At 73.1% G+C, this 17,704-nt stretch carries 14 protein-coding genes and 1 pseudogene; 7 read left to right on the top strand and 8 right to left on the bottom strand.

Annotation, left to right across the window (positions count from 1 at the left end):
• Positions 1 to 592, bottom strand: a 592-nt coding sequence (locus tag AOK03_RS05740; protein WP_055564065.1) for a TetR/AcrR family transcriptional regulator, incomplete at its 3' end; no start/stop codon positions are given.
• 180 nt (positions 593 to 772) lie between these two features.
• Between AOK03_RS05740 and AOK03_RS05735 the strand changes: the two genes are divergently transcribed.
• Complete coding sequence (locus AOK03_RS05735) at positions 773 to 2,476, top strand: MFS transporter (protein WP_107097928.1); 1,704 nt, start codon at positions 773 to 775, stop codon at positions 2,474 to 2,476.
• Positions 2,477 to 2,534: 58 nt separating this feature from the next.
• Here AOK03_RS05735 and AOK03_RS05730 read toward each other — a convergent pair whose 3' ends face one another.
• On the bottom strand, positions 2,535 to 4,658 hold the full coding sequence (locus AOK03_RS05730) for an ATP-binding protein (RefSeq protein ID WP_055564061.1): 2,124 nt from the start codon (positions 4,656 to 4,658) through the stop codon (positions 2,535 to 2,537).
• Positions 4,659 to 4,760: 102 nt separating this feature from the next.
• Positions 4,761 to 5,861, bottom strand: a complete 1,101-nt coding sequence (locus AOK03_RS05725; RefSeq protein ID WP_157868867.1) for a PP2C family protein-serine/threonine phosphatase — start codon at positions 5,859 to 5,861, stop codon at positions 4,761 to 4,763.
• A gap of 244 nt (positions 5,862 to 6,105) precedes the next feature.
• Here AOK03_RS05725 and AOK03_RS05720 point away from each other — a divergent pair, with 244 nt between their 5' ends.
• Positions 6,106 to 6,699 (top strand): dihydrofolate reductase family protein, encoded by a 594-nt coding sequence (locus tag AOK03_RS05720; RefSeq protein WP_055564059.1) that lies wholly within the window; start codon positions 6,106 to 6,108, stop codon positions 6,697 to 6,699.
• Here AOK03_RS05720 and AOK03_RS05715 read toward each other — a convergent pair.
• Positions 6,696 to 7,523: an alpha/beta fold hydrolase gene (locus AOK03_RS05715; RefSeq protein WP_055564058.1), complete on the bottom strand. Its 828-nt coding sequence runs from the start codon at positions 7,521 to 7,523 to the stop codon at positions 6,696 to 6,698. The genes AOK03_RS05720 and AOK03_RS05715 overlap by 4 nt on opposite strands.
• Before the next feature lie 140 nt (positions 7,524 to 7,663).
• Between AOK03_RS05715 and AOK03_RS05710 the strand changes: the two genes are divergently transcribed.
• On the top strand, positions 7,664 to 8,584 hold the full coding sequence (locus tag AOK03_RS05710; protein ID WP_055564064.1) for a MerR family transcriptional regulator: 921 nt from the start codon (positions 7,664 to 7,666) through the stop codon (positions 8,582 to 8,584).
• 28 nt (positions 8,585 to 8,612) lie between these two features.
• Here the strand turns inward: AOK03_RS05710 and AOK03_RS05705 are convergent.
• A pseudogene (locus AOK03_RS05705) lies at positions 8,613 to 9,566 on the bottom strand (glycoside hydrolase family 16 protein); the annotation flags it as partial.
• A gap of 134 nt (positions 9,567 to 9,700) precedes the next feature.
• Here AOK03_RS05705 and AOK03_RS05700 point away from each other — a divergent pair.
• The 4 genes from AOK03_RS05700 (at position 9,701) to AOK03_RS05685 (ending at position 13,544) form a co-directional block, all read left to right on the top strand.
• Positions 9,701 to 10,318 (top strand): mycothiol-dependent nitroreductase Rv2466c family protein, encoded by a 618-nt coding sequence (locus AOK03_RS05700; protein ID WP_055564057.1) that lies wholly within the window; start codon positions 9,701 to 9,703, stop codon positions 10,316 to 10,318.
• 81 nt (positions 10,319 to 10,399) lie between these two features.
• Positions 10,400 to 10,792: a MerR family transcriptional regulator gene (locus AOK03_RS05695; RefSeq protein ID WP_055564056.1), complete on the top strand. Its 393-nt coding sequence runs from the start codon at positions 10,400 to 10,402 to the stop codon at positions 10,790 to 10,792.
• Entirely contained in the window at positions 10,789 to 11,145 is a 357-nt protein-coding gene (locus AOK03_RS05690; protein ID WP_055564055.1) for a thioredoxin family protein, read from the top strand. The genes AOK03_RS05695 and AOK03_RS05690 overlap by 4 nt, the downstream gene beginning before the upstream one ends.
• A gap of 143 nt (positions 11,146 to 11,288) precedes the next feature.
• Positions 11,289 to 13,544, top strand: a complete 2,256-nt coding sequence (locus AOK03_RS05685; protein WP_055564054.1) for a HelD family protein — start codon at positions 11,289 to 11,291, stop codon at positions 13,542 to 13,544.
• On the opposite strand, the gene glgB is transcribed toward AOK03_RS05685, so the two are convergent.
• The 3 genes from glgB to AOK03_RS40540 form a co-directional block, all read right to left on the bottom strand.
• Complete coding sequence (gene glgB, locus AOK03_RS05680) at positions 13,519 to 15,936, bottom strand: 1,4-alpha-glucan branching enzyme (protein WP_425264353.1); 2,418 nt, start codon at positions 15,934 to 15,936, stop codon at positions 13,519 to 13,521. The genes AOK03_RS05685 and glgB overlap by 26 nt on opposite strands.
• Positions 15,937 to 15,962: 26 nt before the next feature.
• Positions 15,963 to 17,402, bottom strand: coding sequence for a maltokinase N-terminal cap-like domain-containing protein (locus AOK03_RS05675; RefSeq protein ID WP_055564053.1), 1,440 nt, complete (start codon positions 17,400 to 17,402; stop codon positions 15,963 to 15,965).
• Between the two features lie 139 nt (positions 17,403 to 17,541).
• Positions 17,542 to 17,704 (bottom strand): alpha-glucosidase C-terminal domain-containing protein (locus AOK03_RS40540; RefSeq protein WP_208609505.1); only part of this gene is annotated, 163 nt, incomplete at its 5' end.

The raw sequence follows: 17,704 nt of genomic DNA, 5'->3' as shown, positions 1-17,704 counted from the left end.
GCGCCGCGATGACCTCTTGGGCCCGCTCCGCGGGAACGCCCGCCGACATGAGGGCCGTCGACGCGGCGGCCCGGCCCGCGTCCTTCGGGTCGATCAGCCCGTCGTTGACGGCCTCCATCAGGCCGAAGAGCTGCTGCTCATGGACGTAGGAGAGTGCGGCGGGCGGCAGTGGCGAGATGAACACGCCCTGGTCCAGGCCGAGTTGGAGCAGTGTCACGCACTCCTCGCGGACCGGGGCGAGGCGCTGTCTGATGCCTTCCATGGCGACGCTGCGCTGCGCGAGGGCGATGAGCAGGCGGTACCCGTCGGCGATCTCCCAGACGGCGACCATCGAGTGGGCGAGCGACTCGGCGGGGTCGTCCGACCGCGCGCGCCCGGCGGCGTGCGCCGCGGCGACCGTCTCGGCCGCGCCGTCGATGAGGGCGCCGACCAGGGCCTCCCGGCTGGGGAAGTGGCCGTAGACGGTCCTGCGCACGACGCCCGCCGCGCGGGCGATCTGGTCCATGGACGCGTCCGGGTCGCGCAGCAGCTCGGCGAGGGCCACCTCCAGGATGCGGCGGCGGTTGGCGTCGGCTCGGCTCATGGGCTCCATTGTGCACGCGGGTTCCGGAGGGGGATCTCAAGGTTCGCGCACGGCTCCCGCGCCTGTTTTGCACAGCACTGTGCAATGCCGTAAGTTGCACACTCGTGTGTAATTGCACAGTGCTGTGCAAGGTCACCGGACAAGTACGTATATGGACCATGGAAGGGTGAGGCTTCGGTGGCTCTACTCATGAACCGGCCGGTCGAGGAGATGAAGCAGCCGTACGCACGGCGCTGGTGGGCGCTGCTCGTGCTCTGCCTGAGCCTCCTGATCATCGTGATGGCGAACACGGCGCTGACCGTCGCCGCCCCCGACATGACCAAGGACCTCGGGCTCTCCAGCTCCGACCTGCAGTGGGTCATCGACGGCTACACCGTCCCGTACGCGGCGCTGATGCTGCTGCTCGGCGCGATCGGCGACAAGTACAGCCGGCGCGGCGCGCTGGTGCTCGGCCTCGTCGTCTTCGGTGCGGGATCGGTCGCGGGCTCGCTGGTCGACAGCTCGGGCGGCGTCATCGCGGCCCGCGCGGTGATGGGCTTCGGCGCGGCCATGATCATGCCCGCCACGCTGTCCCTGCTCGCCGCGACGTTCCCGAAGGCGGAGCGGGCCAAGGCGATCGTGCTGTGGACCGCCACCGCGGGCCTCGCCATCGCCGCGGGTCCGCTGGTCGCGGGCGCGCTCCTGGAGGACCACGGCTGGGCGTCGACCTTCCTGATCAACGTGCCGATCGCCGCCGTCGCCATCGTCGGCGCGCTGCTCCTGGTGCCGCCGTCCAAGGCGGGCCACTCGAACCGGATCGACTACGTCGGCGGACTGCTCTCCGTCGTCTGGACCGGCGCGCTGGTCTACATGATCATCCAGGGTCCGCACTTCGGCTGGGACGCCAAGGCGATCTCGGCGGCGGTCGTCGCGGGCGTCGGCCTGCTGGCCTTCGTGGCCTGGGAGCTCCGTCACCCGCACCCCATCCTGAACGTCCGCCGCTTCCTCGACCGCCGCTTCTCGGGCTCGAACCTCGCGGTCGCGCTGTTCTTCCTCGCGGTCTTCGGCGCGTTCTACTACCTCACCCAGCACCTGCAGTTCGTGCTCGGCTACAACCCGCTGGAGACGGGCGTGCGCATGCTGCCGCTCGCGGGCGCGGTCTTCGTCGGCTCGGCGCTCACCGGTTATCTGACCCCGCGCATCGGCATGAAGATCACGGTGTCGGCGGGCATGGTCGCGGGCACGGTGGCGCTCGCGCTGCTCACGCAGGTCGACGCGGGCTCCACGTACGGGGACTTCGTCGCCCCGCTCGTCATCCTGGGCCTGGCCATCGGCCTCGCCCTCTCGCCCTGCACGGACGCCATCATGGGCGCGTTCCCCGAGTCCGAACTGGGCGTCGGCGGCGCGGTCAACGACACGTCCCTGGAGCTCGGCGGCTCGCTCGGCATCGCCATCCTCGGCTCGGTGCTCGCCAGTTCGTACTCGTCGAAGCTGGCGGACGCCGCCTCGGCGTCCGGCACCGAGCTGCCGGACGGCACGCTGGACACCGCGCAGGACTCGGTCGGCGCGGGCTACGCGGTGGCGCAGGGCATCGGCGACAAGGCGCACGAGGTCGCGGGGCAGGCCGCGAAGGCCACCTCGCCGGAGCAGGCGGCCCAGCTGAAGGGCCAGGCCGAGCAGCTCGCGCAGGGCGCGGGCAAGATGGCCGACGCGGTCGGCTCCGCGTTCTCCGACGCGGTGGCGCACACGAGCCTGGTCGGCGCGGCGATCCTCGGCGTCGGCACGGTGCTGGTGGCGGTGCTGCTGCCCAGGAAGTCCGCCTCGGCCGCGGCTGCCGCCGAGGACGCCGACGCGGGGGCCGCCGACGCGGAGGCCGCCGGGGCGGCCGTGCGGGAGCGGGAGCTCCAGCGCTGAGCGCTCCACCGGATGCGCCGCGGCACGCCGTCGCACTGCCGCGGCCGAGCCGCCGCCCTCACGAAGCCGGTCCGTCCGGTGGCGTGAGGGCGTAGGCGATGGCGGTGTCGGGGGCGGTGCCGTAGCCGATGCGGAACGCGGTCTTGTAGGCGTCGTCGCCGATGAGGCCGCGGGCCTGCGCCTCACAGGCGCTGCGGGCGGCGACGAATTCGGGCATGCCCGCCTGGGGGGCGCCGAGGGTGTGCCAGATCCGCTCGGCGATGCCGAGGAGCCGGGCGGCCCGTCCGGCACGTCCGGAGGCGATGGCCGCGGAGGCGAGCAGATCGACGGCCATGGCGATGCCGAGGCTGTCGTGGAGGCGGTGCTTGCCGTCGAGGGCGGTGCGGGCATGGGCGGCGGCCTGCCCGGCGTGCCCGAGGCCCAGTGAGGCGAGGGCGCGCATGTAGTTGCCCCAGGTGTGGGACCAGGTCTCGCCGCGCCGGACGCACTCGGCGCACAGCTCGTCGGCGACGGCTGCGGCCCGGGCGAACTGCCCGAGGTGGATGAGGACGAGGGCACGGGTGGCCCATGCCATGAACCAGGCCGCCTCGTAATGCCCGTCGGCCGACGGGGAGCAGGGCGCCGTGTCGAGCACCGCGATCGCCTGCGCCTGCCGACCGCTCGCCGTCAGACCGGTGCCCTCCAGGCTGACGGCGGCGACCTGAGCGGTCGCGTCGGTGCTCTCGGCGTGCTCCGTGTCCTGGGCCACGGCCTCCTGGAAGGCCGCGGTGAGGCGGCTGCCGGTGTCCGCGTCACCCTGGACGAGGGCGGCGAGGCCGCAGGCCCACAGGGCCTTGGTGCGGGCCGGTCCGGGCGCCGGATCCAGGGCGAGGGCCCGGTCCAGATAGTGACGTCCCTCCCGGGCGAAGCCGCAGGCGGCCCAGAGGAACCACAGGGCCCCGCCGATGTCCGTCGCGGTGTGCCCGTCCTCCTCGGCGAGGCAGAGGTCCAGCGCGGCGCGGAAGTTGGCGTGCTCGGCGACGGTCCGCTCGTACCAGGCGATCTGCTCCGGTCCCATCCAGGCGGCGTCCGCCCGGTGGGCCAGCGCACGGTAGTGGTCCCGGTGGCGGTGGCGCAGGGTGTGTTCCTCGCCCAGTTTGCGCAGCCAGAAGGCGCCGAACTCGCGGATGGTGTCCAGCATCCACAAGCGCGGCCCGGGGCCGCCGCCCGGAGCGGAGACGAGCAGGGAGCTCTCCGCGAGGCCGGTCAGCAGACGGTCGACCGCGGCCTCGGGCAGACGTGCGTCGGCGCACACGCGCCGGGCGGCCTCCGCGTCGAAGCCGCCCGCGAAGACCGAAAGACGCGCCCACAGCAGCCGTTCGGCCGGGCCGCACAGTTCGTGGCTCCAGCCGATCGCCGTGCGCAGGGCCTGGTGCCAGGGCGGATCGGCCTCGTCCACCACCTCTTCGGTGGTGCCGAGGACGGCGAAGCGGTCGTCGAGGCGTGCGGTCAACTCGGCCGGGGACAGGTCCCGCAGCCGCGCGGCCGCCAGCTCGATGGCGAGCGGAAGGCCGTCCAGGCGGCGGCAGAGGCGTACGAGACCGGGGAGGTCGGCGTCGCCGAAGACGAGGCCGGGCACCGCCTCGGCGGCACGGGCGGTCAGGAGGGCGACCGCGGCCGCCTCGCCGCCGCTCCCGCCCCGGTCCCCGACGGGCAGCGGCGCCACGGTGAGCAGTCGCTCCGGACGGATGCCGAGCAGTCGGCGGCTGGTCACCAGGATCCGCAGCCCCGGCGCCGCCGCCAACAACGCCTCGATCGCCGGCGCGCACTCGCCCACCAGATGCTCACAGGTGTCCAGGACCAACAGCAGCTCACGGTCCGCCAGATACTCGGCCAGCACATCGATCATCGGCCGCGTCGTCTGATCCGCCAGCGGCAGCGCCTCGGCGACGGCGTGCCCGAAGAGCGCACCGCGCCGCAGTGCCGACAGGTCCACCCACCACGTCCCGTCGCGGAAGGACGGCCGCGCCTCGTGCGCGGCTCGCAGCGCGAGGCGCGTCTTGCCCACCCCGCCGACCCCCGTCAGGGTCACGAGCCGCGATTCCCCGAGCATTCGCCGAACCTGTGCCAGCTCCGCGCGCCGCCCGAACAGCTCCGTGGTCTCCGCGGGCAGATTGCTCGCGAGCTGCCCCTGCGTGGTCATGGTCGCCCCCCCGGTCTCCGAGGAGGCGCAGCCTGCCGCCTCCGGCCACGCCGCGTGGCCACTTGCCGGAAAACGACCGCTTATGTGTCACGGCGAGTCAGGTCAGGGCGAGCGGAGCGGCGGCTGTCGGCCCTCGTTCTCCGGCGCCGGACCGGGCGCCCCGTCGAGAAGTCCGACGGTGGGCTGTACGAGGAGCAGGGTCAGGTCGTCGTCCGCGTCGCGGGCGGCATGCTGGTGGAGCAGGTCGAGGAGGCCGTCGAGCGCCTGGTCGATGGGGGGCGCGGAGAGGGCGGCCTTGACCTGGTGGTCGAGGGGGAACATGACGCCCCGGGCGTCACGGGCCTCGGTGAGACCGTCGGTGTAGAACAGCATCCGCTGTTGGGGGCCGAGCGTGATCCGCTGCAGACACGGCCGCGGGGACAGGCCCAGGGGCGGGGACGGGTCCGGCGGTTCCAGCACCTCCAGGCGGCGCCCCGTGCGCAGCGGAGGCGGATGGCCGCAGTTGACCATGCGGACCTCACCGGGCACGAAGTCGGCGAGGAGCAGCGTCACGAAGTCCTCGTCGCCCAGGTCGGCCTGGATGCGGAGGTCGAGCGTGCGGGCGAGGCGGACCAGGTCGGGCTCGGTGGCCGCGGTCTGCCGGAAGGCGCACACCACGGCCGCACCGACCCGGGCCGCGTCCACGCCGTGCCCCCGCGCGTCGCCGAGGACCAGACGAGGACCGGCGGCGGTGAGCGTGACGTCGTACAGATCGCCCCCGAGCAGGGCGTCCTCGGTGGCGGAGCTGGTGTGCACGGCCACGGCGAGGCCGCCGATCTCGGCGGGCAGCGGCCGCACGTGGGCCCGTTGGGCCAGCTCGGCGATGCGGGTCATGCGGGCCAGCGCGGCCTCGCAGGACGTCCGCGTGTGCGCCAACAGGACCGCCCACAGGCCGACGGCGGCCACGAACAGGACGGACACCGCGTAGTCGGGCGCGACCCCCCAGGGGGCCACGGCGTCTCCCGTCCCCGGCAGTGCCGCGGCGAGGAGGGCCGCCGCGGCGGCGAGCGCGACCGTGGCCCGGACGCTCAGCCGGTGGGCCGCCAGCAGCGGCCCGCCTATCAGCAGCCCGCGCAACGAGACCGTCGGGCAGGCGACGGCGCCCACCGCGACGGCCACCTCGGTCGTCCCTGCCAACAGCAGCCAGCCACGCTCCGAGCGCACGTACGCCTCCCCGACGGTCGCCACTCCCCAGGACGCCGGAACCCCCGACCTTCCCAGAAACGGTGCGCACGGAGAGTCACTTTCGCGATATTGCCCACGGCTGGCCCGGACCCCGGAAAGAGACATCCGGGAACCGTTGACACCACTCCAGGTGAAGTACTACGTTCTAACCACTTCAAGCAGAGTGCATCAATCCAAGTGATTCCGAGGCCGCGACCAAGCCCGCCGCCACCAGGGAGCCCCCATGCGAAAGCTCGTCTACTTCATCGCCGTCAGCCTCGACGGGTTCATCGCCGGTCCCGACGGCGCCGACCCCACGGGCCCCGACGGCTTCTGGCCGATCGGTCAGGACTACGTCAAGCACCTGGTCGAGGCGTACCCCGAGACCCTGCCCGCCCCGGCCAGGGAGGCCCTCGGCATCACCGCAGAGGGGACCCGCTTCGACACGGTCCTCGAAGGCCGCAGGACCTACGCGATCGGCCTCGACGCCGGACTGACCAACGCCTACCCGCACCTGCGGCACTACGTCTTCAGCCGCACCCTCACCGAGAGCCCCGACCCGGGCGTCGAACTGGTCGCCACCGACCCGGTCGAGAAGGTGCGGGAGCTGAAGAAGGAGGACGGCAAGGACATCTGGCTGTGCGGCGGCGGTGAACTCGCCGGGGTGCTGCGCGGCGAGATCGACCGGCTCGTCGTCAAGATCGGCCCGTTGACGCTGGGTTCGGGCACGCCGCTGTTCGCGCGGAACACCGCGTTCGACCCGGTGCTGTACGAGCGGAGCGACGCCGTTCTCCTCGACAGCGGCACGATCTTCCTGACGTACGACAAGAAGGCCTAGGCCGGAGCGTCGGTGGCCGGAGCGGGTGTGAGCCGGTGGCCCTCGCCCGCCGCCGCCCGCAGCAGCACGTCCGTCAGCTCCTCGGGAGCGGAGAGCATCGGCCAGTGCCCCGTCGCCATGTCGAAGAACGTGGCGCGCGGGTCGGCCAGGTGCTGCACGAGCGGCAGGCCCGACGCCACCAGGGCCTCCAGCGAGGCGATGTCCATCGAGCCGCCGGTGGTGCAGAAGACACCGGTGGTCGGCAGCGCGGCGACGGCCTCCGAGATCCGGAGCTTCTGGGCGTACGGGCCCGCGGGGGCGGGGGACGCGAGGCGGTCGAGCCGGGCCAGCGCGTCGTCGGAGACGCCCGCGAGGTTCCCGTGGGCCCGCCACTCCGCCAGCGACGGCGCCGGGATCCGCCAGCCGTCCTCGGCCCGTTCCTGCTGGCTCAGCGTCCGGTCGCGGGCGGGCCCGGCGGGCATCTGCTCGCGCACCTGGTCGATCATGGAGTAACCGTCCTGGGGCATGGGGGAGTCCAGGTAGACCAGCCGTGAGACGCGGTCCGCGCGGCGGTCGGCGGCGCCCGCCGACGGATAGATGCCGTAGCAGTAGCCGACGAGCACGACCTCGGGCGCGTCGGCCGGGTCGATGTGGTCGATCAGCTGGGTCACGTCCTCGATGTGGGTGTCGAGGTCGATGCCGGGGCCCGCGAGGTGGCGGCGGTCGCCGAGCCCCGTGAGCGTCGCGGTGTGCACCTCGGCCCCGGCCGCGCGCAGCCCGGCGGCCACGTCCCGCCAGAGCCAGCCGCCCGTGTACCCGCCCGACACCAGCACGAACGCGGTCATGAGTCCTCCTCGTACGTTGAGGTCCGCGCGGGGCCGCCCCGCGCTCGCCGGTACGGTAGGAACTCCCCCTGAGGGAGGTTCAAGCCGTGTCGCCCGCCGAGAACGAACAGCCGCCCGAGGCACCCGATGCGCCCGACGGCATGTGGAGCATCGGGCAGCTCGCCGAACGGGCGGGCGCCTCCGTCAAGACCGTCCGCTTCTACTCCGACCGCGGCCTGCTGCCCGAAGCCGCCCGCAGCGGAGGCGGCCACCGCCGCTACGGCCCCGAGGCCCTGGACCGGCTGCGCCTCATCCGCTCCCTGCGCACCCTCGACCTGCCCGTGCCCGACGTGAGTCGCGTCCTGGACCGTGAGGACGAGCTGGAGGACGTCATCGCCGGGCAGCTGAAGGAGGTCGGCTCGCGGCTGGCCGCGCTGCGGTGGCGGGAGGCGGCGCTGCAGCTCCTCACCGACTGCACGCCCCAGGAGCGCGTCGAGCGGCTGCGTCTGGTCGGGGCGGTGTCCACGCCGCCCGGGACGGCCGCGCTCGCCCGGTTCTGGCGGTGCTGGCTGCCCGCACGGCTTCCGTCCCGGGTGGTCACGGCCGTCGTCGACCGGGCCGTACCGGCACCGCCCGACGCCCCGGCCCCGTCCCAAGTGCTCGCCTTCGCCCGGCTGCAGGACTTCGTCACCGCTCCCTGCTTCGTCTCCGGCCCCCGCGCGGGCACGGACTACGGCCAGCCCGAAGTGCACTCGCCCGGCAAGGGATACCGCCCGGCCGTGCTCTACGAAGGACTCCCCGAGGCCTTCGAACTGGCCGGGGCGGAGCTGCGGGCGGGCCGGCCCCCGCACCGGGGCGAGGCCCTCGACTGCTTCGTGGCGGTCCACGCCGCCTCGCTCAACCGCCGCGACACCACCGACTTCCGCCGTGCCCTGCACCGGATGCTCGCGGCGGAGCCGCGCATCGACCGCTACTGGCAGCTCGCGGCCGAGGTGACGACCCCGCCGCGGGCCCGGCCGGACCCGACCCCGGGCCTCGCGGACAACTGGCTCCGCGAGGCACTGAGCGTCACGGTCGCATAGCCGGGCCCGGCCCGCCGTTCCCCTACGGCCGCGTCCACACCGCCACGTAGTCGACCGCCATCGCGTGGTCGGGGCGGGTCGCCGCCGTCGGGGTCGCGTGGCCCGCGACGCCGTCCGGGAAGCCGCCGCCCATCGCCACGTTGAGGAGGATGAAGTAGCCCTGGTGGGAGGTCATGTCGTCCCACGTCCTGGCGGAGAAGCGGTCCTGGCCGAGGGTGTGGAACTGCTGCCCGTCGACGTACCAGCGCAGCTGGTTGGGGGTCACCGAGCGGTCCCACTCGAAGCGGTACGTGTGGAACGCCGACTGGCACGCGTCGCCGGGACAGGCGCGGCTGGCGCCGAGGCCCTGGGTCTCGTTGCAGTCGCCGCCCGGGTTCACGCCGCAGTGCAGCACGCCCCAGACCGAGTTGATGCCGTTCACGTTCTCCATGACGTCGAACTCGCCTATGGAGGGCCAGTTCTGGTAGTTGCCCCGGTAGGGGGCGCCGAGCGCCCAGAACGCGGGCCAGTAGCCGAGCGCCGCGTCACCCGTGACGTCCGGCATCCGGATGCGCCCCTCGATGGCCAGCGTGCCGCCCTCCGGGGCCTTGAAGTCGCTGCGCTTCGTCTCGATCCGCGCCGACGTCCACTTGCCCGACGCGTCCTTGCGCGGCGTGATCCGCAGGTTGCCCGCCCCGTCGACGCTCAGGTTGTCGCGGGAGTCCGTGTACTCCTGGATCTCGCCGGTGCCCCAGTTGCCCGGCCCGCCGGGGTAGCCGTGGCCGAGGTCGACCTGCCAGTTCTCGGCGGAGGGGGCGCTGCCCGCGGCGCCGTTGAAGTCGTCGCTCCATTTCAGCGACCAGCCGGGCGCGGTCGGCGGCACGTCGCCGCGCGCCGTGCCGGGCAGCATCAGCGTCCCGAGCAGGCCGACGGCCGCCAGCGCGGCGAGGAGCGGGGTCCTGCGCCTCGTGCGGCGCGTGGGGTGGGTGTGGACTGTGCTCATCAGGCACCTCCGTGGGGGGTGGGAGTGTCGCGGTGAGAGCGCTCTCAGAAAGGTGTTGCTGGTTTTGTAGTTGTGGCCGCGCGGTGCGTCAATGGCTGTGATGCGTCAACTTTCCGAAGGCGTACGGTAGTTGCGTGACTGCCACCCCCGCTCAGGACGGCCGCGTCGACTTCTGGTTCGACCCCGTGTGCCCGTACACCTGGATCACCTCGCGCTGGCTGCGCGAGGTGGAGCGCGTGCGGGACATCGACGTGCGGTGGCGGGTGATGAGCCTGGCCGTGCTCAATGAGGACCTCCCCGTCGATCCGGAGGACCCGGAAGGGCTCTACGGCGAGTACATGAAGGCGCCCGGACGGATCTGCGCGGCCGTCCGCGAGCGGCACGGGAACGAGGCGCTCGGCCGGTACTTCGACGCGCTCGGCGTACGCATCCACGGGCAGCAGGACTGGGCGGGCACCGCCGCCGCGCTCGCCGACGCGGGGCTCCCGGCGGACCTCGACGACGTGGCGATGACCACGGAGTACGACGCCGCGGTGCGCTCCTCCCACGAGGCGGCCGTCGCGCTCGTGGGCCACGACGTCGGCACTCCCGTGCTCTCCGTGGCGGGCGCGGGCGCGCTGTTCGGCCCCGTCGTGTCCCCGGCGCCCAAGGGCGAGCGGGCCGGGCGGCTGTGGGACGGCGTGGTGCTGATGGCCGGGGTGGAGGGCTTCCACGAGTTCAGGCGGGCGTACGGGGAGCCGGACTTCGGCTGAACCCTGACCCCTCCCGTCCCTCTGGACCCGCGGGGGAAGACCTCTGGCCTTGACGCCCACGTCAAGGATTACCTTCGAGGCATGCGAATCGGCGAGCTCGCGGCGCGCGCGGGGACGACCACGCGGACGCTGCGCTACTACGAGTCCCGCGGGCTGCTCCCCGCTCGGCGGACGGGCAACGGCTACCGCACGTACGACGAGGACGACGTGCGGCTCCTGGAGCAGATCAGGACCCTCCAGGACTTCGGGTTCGACCTGGAGGAGACCAGACCCTTCGTGGAGTGTCTGCGCTCCGGGCATCCGGAGGGCGACTCCTGCCCTGCGTCGCTCGCCGTCTACCGCCGCAAGCTGACCGAACTCGACTCGCTGATAGGCGAGTTGACGGCGGTGCGCGACCAGGTGGGAACGCAGCTCGCCCGCGCCGAGGCCGCCCTTCCCGGCGGCCCGGAACCGCGGTGCGAGCTCACGGGATGAGGGATGAGGAGAGTGGGCCGGTGAAGGCAGCGGGCGTGGCCGAGGTGACGGACGGGGATTTCGAGGCGGAGGTGCTGCGGGAGGCGGACCGCCCCGTGCTCGTGGAGTTCACGGCGGACTGGTGCGGGCCGTGCCGGCAGCTGGCGCCGGTGCTCAGCGAGCTGGCGCGCGAGGAGGCGGAGCGCCTGAAGATCGTGCAGCTGGACGTGGACCGCAGCCCGGGGACGGCGATCGCGTACAAGGTGCTCTCGGCGCCGACCATGATCGTGTTCCGTGGCGGTGAGCCCGTCCTGCGGATGGTGGGCGCGCGGGCCAAGCGGAAGCTGCTCACGGAGCTGTCCGACGTGCTCTGAGCCGAAAAGAAAATCCCCCGGACGAATTGACGTCCGGGGGATTTCTCTGCGTATATTGGATTCTTTCGCGAAGTCCTGTCTGTTTGGACATGACGGCTTCACGAGAAGTTCAATAAGAGCACTGTAACTGGCGAGGGGCTGAATTGTCAACCGAGGAATTGCGTGAAGAGCAGCAATTCGTCTCTGGGCTGTACGCACGCCTGGACGCGCTGCGCGAGGAGGCCGAGTCCGCCGTGCAGGCGTCGTTGTCGCAGGTGGGCAACGGTCTCCAGGCGCGCCTGGAGCGTGATGTCCTGGTGGCGGAGCGGTCCGGGCTGCTCGCCGCCTTCGACGCGGGGGAGAACGGTCTCTGCTTCGGGAGGCTCGAATTCCGCGACGGCCGTGACCACCACATCGGACGCATCGGAATCCGTGCGTCCGACATCGAACGCACCCCGCTCGTGATCGATTGGCGTGCCGATGTCGCGCGCCCCTTCTATCTCGCGACGGGCCACACCCCGATGGGCCTGCGCAGGCGCCGGCACATCACCACCGAGGGCCGCGAGGTCACCGGCCTGCACGACGAGCTCCTCGACCTCAGCGACACGACCCGCACCGGCCACGAGGGCACCGACGCCGACGAGGTGCTGCTCGCCGCGCTCGACTCGGCCCGCACCGGCCGCATGCACGACATCGTGCAGACCATCCAGGCCGAGCAGGACCGCATCATCCGCGCCCCGCACCGCGGCGTCCTCGTCGTCGAGGGCGGTCCGGGCACGGGCAAGACCGTCGTGGCACTGCACCGGGCCGCGTTCCTCCTCTACGCCCACCGCGAGCTGCTGGCCAAGCGCGCGGTCCTGATCGTCGGCCCGAACCCGGCGTTCCTCGGCTACATCGGCGAGGTCCTGCCCGCGCTCGGCGAGACCGGCGTGCTGCTCTCGACGGTCGGCGAGCTCTTCCCCGGCGTGACCGCGACCGGCACGGACAGCCCCGAGGCCGCCGAGGTGAAGGGCCGCGCGGAGATGGCGGACGTGCTCGCCGCGGCCGTGCGCGACCGGCAGCGGACCCCCGAGCCGGGCGAGCCGATCGTCATCGAGCACGACGACGGCGACCTGGTCCTGGACTGGACGATCGCCGACCAGGCGCGCGAGGCGGCCCGCGCGGCGGACGTGCCGCACAACCTCGGCCGCCCGCACTTCGCCTTCCGCATCATCGACGAGCTGACCGCGCAGCTCGCCGAACGCATCGGCCACGATCCGTACGGCGGGCCGAACTTCCTGGGCCCCGACGACATCGCCCAGCTCGGCAAGGGCGTCGCGGCCAGCGCCGAGGTGCACGCCGCCATCGAGGAGCTCTGGCCGACGCTCACCCCGCAGCGTTTCGTCGCCGACTACCTGGAGGAGCCGACGGGCCTGTCCGAACGGGACGCGGACGCCGTCCGCAGGCCCCACGGCGCACCCTGGACCGCCGCCGACGTCCCGCTGCTCGACGAGGCCGCCGAACTGCTCGGCCACGACGACAGCGCGGCGCGGGCGGCGTCCGAGGCGGAGCGGGCGAAGCAGATCGCCTACGCGCAGGGCGTGCTGGACGTCTCGCGCGCCTCCCGGACGTACGAGTTCGAGGACAAGGACGAGGACGACGCCGAGGTCCTGCTCGCGCACAACATCATCGACGCGGAGCGGATGGCCGAGCGGCAGGAGGAGGCCGACCACCGCAGCGCCGCCGAGCGTGCGGCCGCCGACCGCACCTGGGCGTTCGGGCACATCATCGTCGACGAGGCGCAGGAGCTCTCCGCGATGGCCTGGCGGCTGCTCATGCGGCGCTGCCCGACCCGCTCCATGACGCTCGTCGGCGACCCGGCGCAGACCGCGGAGGCGGGCGGCTGCGGCTCGTGGGACAGCATCCTCGCCCCGTACGTCGAGGACCGCTGGGAGTACACCCGGCTCGGCGTCAACTACCGCACCCCCGTGGAGATCATGGAGGTGGCGGCCGAGGTGCCGCGCCTGGCGCAGCCCGACTTCATGCCGCCGAGTTCGGTGCGGTCCACGGGCGTGCGTCCCTGGGCGCGCCGGACGGACGACCTCGCCGCCTCCGTGGCCGACGCGGTGGCCGCCGAGGCGCGGGACGACGGCCGTCTCGCGGTGATCGCCCCCCGCGGGCTCCACGCGGAGCTCGCCGCACAGCTGCCCGGTGTGACGGCCGGGCAGGCCCCGGACCTGACGCGGCCGGTCGTGCTGATCGACCCGCGTCAGGCGAAGGGCCTGGAGTTCGACGCGGTGCTGGTCGTGGAGCCCGCGCAGTACGGCACGAGCGACCTCTACGTGGCGCTCACCCGGGCCACCCAGCGGCTCGGGATCCTGTACGCGCAGGAGCTGCCGGTGGCGCTGAAGGACCTCACACCGGACGCAGCCACACCGTAGCCAGCGGCGGCAGCGTCAGGCGCAAGGACGCGGGGCGGCCGTGCGACGCCACCGGCTCCGGCTTCAGCGGGTCGGGGTTGGTGACGTCGCCGCCGCCGTAGCGGGCCTCGTCCGTGTTGAGGACCTCCTGCCATCCGGCGAACTCGTCCGGCACGCCCAGGCGGTAGCCGTGCCGGACCACCGGTGAGAAGTGGGAGACGGCGAGCAGCGGACGTCCGTCGGAGCCCGCGGTGTTCCCGGCGGGGTACCGCAGGAAGGCGAAGACGTTGTCCTCGGCGGCGTCGCCGTCCACCCAGGCGAAGCCCCCGGGGTCCGTGTCGCGCTGCCACAGGGCGCCCTCGCGCCGGTAGACGGTGTTCAGCTCGCGGACGAGGTCCCGCACGCCCCGGTGGTCGGGCTCCGCGCCGTACGCCGGATCGAGCAGCCACCAGTCCGGGCCGTGCCCCTCCGACCATTCGGCGCCCTGTGCGAACTCCTGGCCCATGAAGAGGAGTTGCTTGCCGGGGTGGGCCCACATGAAGCCGAGGTAGGCGCGCTGGTTGGCGCGCTGCTGCCACCAGTCGCCCGGCATCTTCGACACCAGCGACCGCTTGCCGTGGACGACTTCGTCGTGCGAGATCGGCAGGACGTAGTTCTCGCTGTACGCGTACACCATCGAGAACGTCATCTCGTTGTGGTGGTACTTGCGGTGCACCGGCTCCTTGGCGACGTAGTCGAGGGAGTCGTGCATCCAGCCCATGTTCCACTTCAGGCCGAAGCCGAGCCCGCCGAAGCCCCCGGGGCCGTGGTGGTGCGTGGCGCGGGTGACGCCGTCCCAGGCCGTGGACTCCTCGGCGATGGTGACGACGCCGGGGGAGCGGCGGTAGACGGTGGCGTTCATCTCCTGGAGGAAGGCGACGGCGTCGAGGTTCTCGCGGCCGCCGTGCGCGTTGGGCGTCCATTCGCCGTCCTCGCGCGAGTAGTCGAGGTAGAGCATCGAGGCCACGGCGTCGACGCGCAGCCCGTCGATGTGGAACTCCTCGCACCAGTAACTGGCGTTGGCCACGAGGAAGTTGCGGACCTCCTTGCGGCCGTAGTCGAACTCCAGCGTCCCCCAGTCGGGGTGCGCGGACCGGGCCGGATCCTCGTGCTCGTACAGGGGGCGGCCGTCGAACTCGGCGAGCGCCCAGTCGTCGCGCGGGAAGTGCGCGGGCACCCAGTCCATCAGGACGCCGATCCCGGCCCGGTGCAGCGCGTCGACGAGGAACTTGAAGTCGTCGGGCGTGCCGAGGCGGGCGGTCGGCGCGTAGAAGCCGGTGACCTGATAGCCCCAGGAGCCGCCGAAGGGGTGCTCGGCGACGGGCATCAGCTCGACGTGCGTGAAGCCCAGGTCCGCGACGTACGCGGGCAGCTGCTCGGCGAGCTGGCGGTACGTCAGACCCGGCCGCCAGGAGGCGAGATGCACTTCGTAGACGGAGAAGGGCGCCTCGTGGACGGACACGTCGGCCCGCCTCGCCAGCCACTCCTCGTCGTGCCACTCGTGGTGCGACTCGTGCACGACCGAGGAGTTCGCCGGCGGCGCCTCCGTGTGGCGCGCCAGCGGGTCGGCGCGCTGGGTCGCCGAGCCGTCGGGCCGGGTGATCTCGAACTTGTACAGCTCGCCCTCGCCCACGGACGGCACGAACAGTTCCCACACACCGCTGCCGCCGAGCGAGCGCATCGGGAACGCGGTGCCGTCCCAGAAGTTGAAGCCCCCGACGATCCGCACCCCCTGGGCGTTGGGCGCCCACACCGTGAAGCGGGTGCCGGTGGCGCCCCGGTGGGTCATGAGCCGGGCGCCGAGCGCCTCCCAGAGCCGCTCGTGGCGCCCCTCGCCGATCAGATGCAGGTCGAGCTCGCCGAGCGAGGGCAGGAAGGAGTACGCGTCGTGGATCTCCAACTCCGCCTCCTCGTACGTGACGTGGAGGCGGTAGTCCTCGGGCGCGGCCCGCAGCGGGAGGACCGCGGAGAAGAACCCTTCGCCGTCGTCGCGCAGCTCGGCGCGGAGTCCGTCGGCGACGACGGCGACCGCCTTCGCGTACGGGCGCAGGGCCCGGAAGGCCGTGCCGCCGGGCACGGAGTGGGCGCCCAGCACGCTGTGCGGGTCGTGGTGCGTGCCGCTCAGGAGCCGGACGCGGTCGCTCTCGCCCACGGGGGAGTCGGTGACGGGCGCCGGTGCCTTCGCCGCCGCCTTCTTCGCGCTCGTGGCGCTCTTGGCGGCCTTGGCGGCCTTGGCGGCCTTGGCGGGCTTCGCGGTCCTGGCGGGCTTCGCGGGCTTCGCCGCCCTCGGGGTCTGCCCGCTCGCCGTGCCCTTGGCGGCCGGTGGGGTGGGGGCAGCGGCTTCGTCGGACGGTTTGCGGGGGCGCGGGGTCACGGGAGAGGCCTCCTCCGGAGGAAGGGTCAGTGGGCTTCGTCGGCGGGGCCGTCGCCGGCGAGGCGGCGGACCGCGGCCAGCGGTACCGGCAGCCAGTCGGGGCGGTGGCGGGCCTCGTACAGGACTTCGTAGACGGCCTTGTCGGTCTCGTGGGCGCGCAGCAGCACCGGGTCCGTGCGCGGGTCGCGGCCCGCCACCTCCGCGTACCCCGAGCAGTACGCGGCCCGGCACTCCTCGGCCCAACCGGGCGACCAGGTGCCGTGGGACGCCGCGTAGTCGAAGGAGCGCAGCATGCCCGCCACGTCGCGGGCCGGTGGCTGGGGCAGTCGGCGCTCGGCGAGCGGCCGCGCGGGTTCGCCCTCGAAGTCTATGAGCGACCACTCGCCGTCCGGGGAGCGCAGGCACTGCCCGAGGTGCAGGTCGCCGTGGACGCGCTGGGCCTGCCACGCCAGTCCCTCGCCGCCCAGGTCGGCCAGCGCCTCGAAGGCGGTGAGCAGCCCGGGGGCATAGGGCCGCAGCGCGGGGACCGACTGCGCGGCCGCGGTGAGGCGCTCCGCCATGGCGTCGGCGACCAGCTCCACCTGTGCCCGGCCCAGCGTGACGGTCGGCAGCGCCGCCGCGAGGGCCGCGTGCACCTCGGCGGTGGCGCGGCCGAGCGCCCGCGCCTCACCGGTGAAGGCGTCGCCCTTGTCGCGCATGCGCAGGGCGAGCTCCCAGCCGTCGTCTGCCCCGGCCAGATACGGCTGGAGCACCCCGAGGCTGCAGCTCTCCTCCGGCGCGGCCGTGCCGGACGCCAGGTCCGCGAGGAACCACGCGGCGGGCGCGGGCACGCGGGCGCAGCCCTCGCGGGCGAGCTGCAGGGGCAGTTCGAGGTCGGGGTTGAGTCCGGGCTGGACGCGGCGGAACAGCTTGAGGATGAACGTATCGCCGTACACGAGCGAGGAGTTGGACTGCTCGCAGGTGAGCGGGCGCGGGGCGAGGCCGGAGGGGATCTCGACGTCCATGTCGCGCTCGAAGCGGAGCACGCCGTGCCGTCCCGGCATCCGCAGCCGTTCCAGGAGCAGTCCGGCGAGCCGCGGGTCGAGCAGCGCGTCGTACGCCGTCTGCCCTGCGAGCGGGCCCTCGGTGACATGGCCGATCAGGGCGGGGGCCAGGCGCGGGGGCAGCGTGCGGCGCACGCCGATCAGCAACTGGTAGCAGTCGGTGGGGCGTTCGGCGATGACGCCGTCGAGCCCGGAGCCCTGCGGGGACGCCGTCGGCTGGCGGACCCGCAGGAGGAGGTGGAGCAGGCCGGTCGGCGCGCTGCGCGGCAGGAGTTCGGTCGCCGCCACCGCCTCGAGGGCGCTGATGGGGCGGCCCTTTCCGGCGAACCACCGCTGCCGGGGCAGCCATTGGCGCAGCAGCGGGTCGAGCGGGGCGAGCAGCGCCGTGGCGTGCGCACTGGGGTGGATGGCGGCTTCCGACATGGCGTCGCGTCCTTTCCGCGTCGCGGACAAGGCAGGGTGCGGGAGTGCCGGTGGTGCGGATGGGGGTGCCGTTTGTTGCGTAGGAGTGCCCAGGGCGGGGCGGTGGAAACCGCCCCGCGAGGCGTCGCGCTGCCGGAGCCTACGCCGGTTCCGCGCGCAACCGGAACCAGTAGAAGCCGTGTCCCGCGAGTGTCAGCAGGTACGGCAGCTCACCGATGGCCGGAAAGCGCACACCGCCGATGAGTTCGACGGGATGGCGTCCTTCGAAGGTCTGCAGATCCAGCTCGGTGGGCTGGGCGAAA

Source organism: Streptomyces atriruber, from assembly GCF_001418325.1.
In the GTDB taxonomy this organism is placed as follows: domain Bacteria; phylum Actinomycetota; class Actinomycetes; order Streptomycetales; family Streptomycetaceae; genus Streptomyces; species Streptomyces atriruber.
The sequence above is the reverse complement of the archived record's forward strand: the minus strand, read 5'-3'. Positions and strand labels throughout refer to the sequence as shown.